General features: G+C 67.8%; 4 protein-coding genes. All 4 read right to left on the minus strand.

Annotated features, from left to right (window positions below; translation table 11 throughout):
• Window positions 1–1,145 (minus strand): CHAD domain-containing protein (locus ACIRA7_RS15815; protein ID WP_396221798.1); only part of this gene is annotated, 1,145 nt, incomplete at its 3' end.
• Window positions 1,138–1,446 (minus strand): CPXCG motif-containing cysteine-rich protein, encoded by a 309-nt coding sequence (locus ACIRA7_RS15820; RefSeq protein ID WP_396221799.1) that lies wholly within the window; start codon window positions 1,444–1,446, stop codon window positions 1,138–1,140. The genes ACIRA7_RS15820 and ACIRA7_RS15815, both read right to left, overlap by 8 nt.
• A 64-nt stretch (window positions 1,447–1,510) precedes the next feature.
• Complete coding sequence (locus tag ACIRA7_RS15825) at window positions 1,511–2,959, minus strand: TolC family protein (protein ID WP_396221800.1); 1,449 nt, start codon at window positions 2,957–2,959, stop codon at window positions 1,511–1,513.
• Between the two features lie 8 nt (window positions 2,960–2,967).
• Window positions 2,968–3,581, minus strand: a 614-nt coding sequence (locus tag ACIRA7_RS15830; RefSeq protein WP_396221801.1) for an HlyD family efflux transporter periplasmic adaptor subunit, incomplete at its 5' end; no start/stop codon positions are given.

Genomic DNA, 3,581 nt, shown 5'->3' on the forward strand with positions numbered 1-3,581 from the left:
GAACGACGCACCCGCTCGCGCAACGCCGTTCCCGGCAGCCAGCCCTGCTCGATCAGCGTGGGCGGAACCGCGGCGGCCAACGGCGGCAGGCTCGTGAGCAGGTACTTTCGCTCGATCTCGAGCGGTACGCCCGCGTCGGTGACCGGTGCACTGTCGCGCCGCAGCTCGACCACGGCCAGTTCGAGCACCTGCATCACGCGCTCGGTCTGCGCGCACCAATCGAGCGTGAACGCCTCGTAGTGCGCGAGCGCGACTGCCCCCAAGGCACGATGTAGCGCCGGGAGCTTCGCCTTGCCTGCACGCTCAGCCAAGAGATCGGCGTCGCGCACGGCCCCCAGCAGATCCTGACCGCGCGTGGCGAGATCGTACCACGCGCCAACCGCGGGGAGGGACGCGGCAAACGGCGCCAGCATCGCGCGCTGACGCTTGAGTCGAAGGCGAATCCGGTGCATCGCGTCGCGCGACTCCACGCTCGTCACGTGGTCGAGGTCGCGGCGCAGCCGCACCGAGGCCCGCTCCACCCGCGTCGCGAGATGGCGGGCGAACGGGGTAGGGCAGGTCGGCATGCCGACGCGGTGTCGCAGCAGATAGGTGGACAGGCCGGCGAGGAGTCGGTCCACGATCGGATCGAAGTGCCGCTCGAAGGCGCGCGCGACCGCCGTCGACGAGCGGGCGCCCCGACGGTCGATGCTGGCCCGGAGACGTTCCGCCTCGTGGCGCGCGTCCGCCGGGAGCTGTTCCATCTCGGCGTCAAGCCACGACCGCTGCACGTCGGCATCCCGTACAGCGTTGGTGGCCGCCCCCAGCGCTCGCAGCGAGCGCACCATTCGTCGGTCGATGACGCCGTCGAGAGCACTCTCGTGCTCGCGCATCACGGCGCGCAGGCGACGCAGCGCCACGCGGGCGCGGTGCAGCGTTTCCGCAGCCGTTCCATATCCGGCGTCGGGGGCGCCGGTCAGGAGCGCGGATTGCCCGGGCTCCATGGCCGGTGACGACAGTGTGTGCGGCCAACGGGCGCGCGCCTCGCTCAGCTGGGCCAGCCAATGCAACGCCACCAAACGGGCGCCTTCCTGCGCCGGCCGTCGCAGCGCCTCGGGCAGGAGGCGGCGAAGCTCGGTGGCAGTCAGGAGCGAACCGTCAGCCATCGTTGTCATCGTGGTCGTCGCTCGCGTCGACATGCACGTGCGCCGTACCATCGTCGTCATAACTCACCGACACGAGCCATGGGCGACAGCAGACGTGGCAATCCTCGATGTACTGTTGCTGCGTGCCGGAGCCCGGATCGAGGGTGATTTCGACTGATTCGCCGCAATACGGGCACTGCGCGTCACCGACGAGATCGGCCACGCCGTCGTCGAGAGAATATTCCTCATCGTCGAGCGCATCGCCGGCCTCGTCGGGGTCGGCGGCATCGTCAGGGAGATCCCACTCATCTCGATCAGACATCTTCGTGTACGGAAGGCATGCGCGTAATCAAACGCGACGGCCGTCCGTGTCTACCTCTGGTGACTTAATTCGGCGGCACGAGCAGCGTCCGGTCGCCGGTGGCGACCGCGAGGGCGGCTCGGGCACCGGCCACCTTGGCCTCGACCGCCGCAAGCTTGACGGATTCATCGAGGACCAAGCGCTCGCGCAGGTTGAGAATCAGCAGGGTTCCTTCGCCATTTTCGTAGCGCACCTGCTCGGCGTCGCGCAACAATCGGGCGTTTCGCACATTCGCCACCTGTCGCAGCCGCAGTCGCTCCAAGTTGAACAGGTCGAAGATCGCGGCTCGCACATCGAACTCGATCTCGCGCCGCAGTCGATCCCGCTCGAGTCGCTGAAAATCGAGGCGTTGTCCAGTCGACGCGAAGCGGCCGGTTTCCTTGAGGAAGAGCAGCGGCGACTTGATGACGAGCCCGGCCTTGTAGTTGTTGTCGAGCCGTTCGCCATCGAAAAATGATTGCTCGCTGTCATTCGCTCCGAGGCCGGCCAGCTTCGCTTCGGCCAGGGGGAGGAGGGCCTGCGTGCTGAACAGGCGTTGCGCCTCGGCCTGCTTCACCCGCGCCTGCACCTTGAGCAGATCAGGGTTGCGGCGGGTGGCGACGTCGAGGAGTTGCCCCAGACGGGTCGAGTCGATCCCGACGCCTTCGATGCCCAACAGCAAGGGCTTCGCATCGGCGGGCAGCGGGGCCGGGCGCCCCGCGTCATCCCAGATGTAGGCGGTCACGTCGAGGCTCGCGAGATAGAACGAGGCCTCGGCCTCGAAGCGGGTCACTTCGCGTCGCTGCAATTCCAGCAGTGCTTCGATGGTGTCGATGGGGGCGCTCTCGCCGTTGGCCACCCGCCGTCGCACCGCCTGCAACCGGAATTCGGCCAACGCCTCGCCTTCCTGCGCGATCACCCGACGGCGCCAGCTTTCGTACCACGCCCCGTAATCCTTGGCGGCTGAAAACAAAAGCTTGTTCACGATCGCGGTCCGATCGGCCTCGCCGGCGTCCCGCGCGGCGCGCGCCTGCTGGAGCGCGTTGCGTCGTTCGTCGGTGAGAATGCGCTGCCCGAGCGGGATGGAAATGCCCGCTTCGATCGTGCCGTTGGAGGGGGTCCGCCGGTCCGGATTGAAGTACCGCCCCATGGTCCGATCAAAGGCGACGGTCACGTCCGCCCCGATCGGCAGGGGAATCTTGAGTTCGGCGTCGAAGTAGTTGTAGTACGACGTCCCCCCGAACTTTTTCTGATCCCAGCTGGCGGTCACGGTGGGGTCGAAGGCGCCCCACGCGGTTCGCAGATCGGAGCGTGCCTGATCGGCGACCAGACGCGCCTGGGTGGCCACCGGATGATTGGCGAGAATGCCATCCACGAAGGCCGGAAAGGTGAACGGTGTGCCCAGCGTGTCGAGCCTGACGGCCGTCGACTGCGCCGAGAGCGGGATCGCCAGCGCACACACGAGACCGATCGCGACGGCGTGCGCGGTTCGCATGGCCCCCGTCATTTCTTGCCGCCGCTCTTGCCGCCGCTCTTGCCGCCGCCCTTGTCGCCGGCAACGGCGTCGGCCGGCAACGCGTCGTTCGGACTGATCGAGAGCGGGAACCCGTTGAGCTGACGCCAGATTTCCCAGCCGACGGTGACGTTGTCCAGCATCGCCCACCCTTGCACGCCGGTGCCGAGGCGCAGCTGCGCCGGCCACGGTTCGTCGTGCGTCGTGTCCGGTACCAGCAGCACGCGGAACTGCCCCGAGCGGTTCGGGAACTGATCGATGACCGCGACCTGCGCGCCGAACGTGCCCGAGGCCACCTGCGGCCAGCCCGAGATCTGCAGCGCCGGCCAGCCGTCGAAGAAGATGCGCACATGTCGCCCCGGCTTCAGCAGCGCGACGTCCATCGGCTTGATGAACAGCTCGACCGCCTTGCTGGGGCGTGCCGGCTGCAGCGTGACGATCGGCTCGCCCGCCTTGACGATCTCGCCCTGACCGGCCTTCGAGGCGCGCACGATGTAGCCATCCTGCGGTGCCGTGATGAGGTAGAACCCGTTGCGCACCGTCAGGGCGCCGACCTTGTCCTTGAGCTTGGCCACGTCCGAACGGCCTTCGCTCACCTCGGCCA

The sequence above is a fragment of the Gemmatimonas sp. genome, from assembly GCF_044376735.1.
GTDB lineage: Bacteria > Gemmatimonadota > Gemmatimonadetes > Gemmatimonadales > Gemmatimonadaceae > Gemmatimonas.

Coding starts and splice junctions, on each gene's coding strand:
- ACIRA7_RS15820 (WP_396221799.1), bottom strand. CDS start 1,446: ATGTCTGATCGAGATGAGTGGGATCTCCCTGACGATGCCGCCGACCCC.
- ACIRA7_RS15825 (WP_396221800.1), bottom strand. CDS start 2,959: ATGCGAACCGCGCACGCCGTCGCGATCGGTCTCGTGTGTGCGCTGGCG.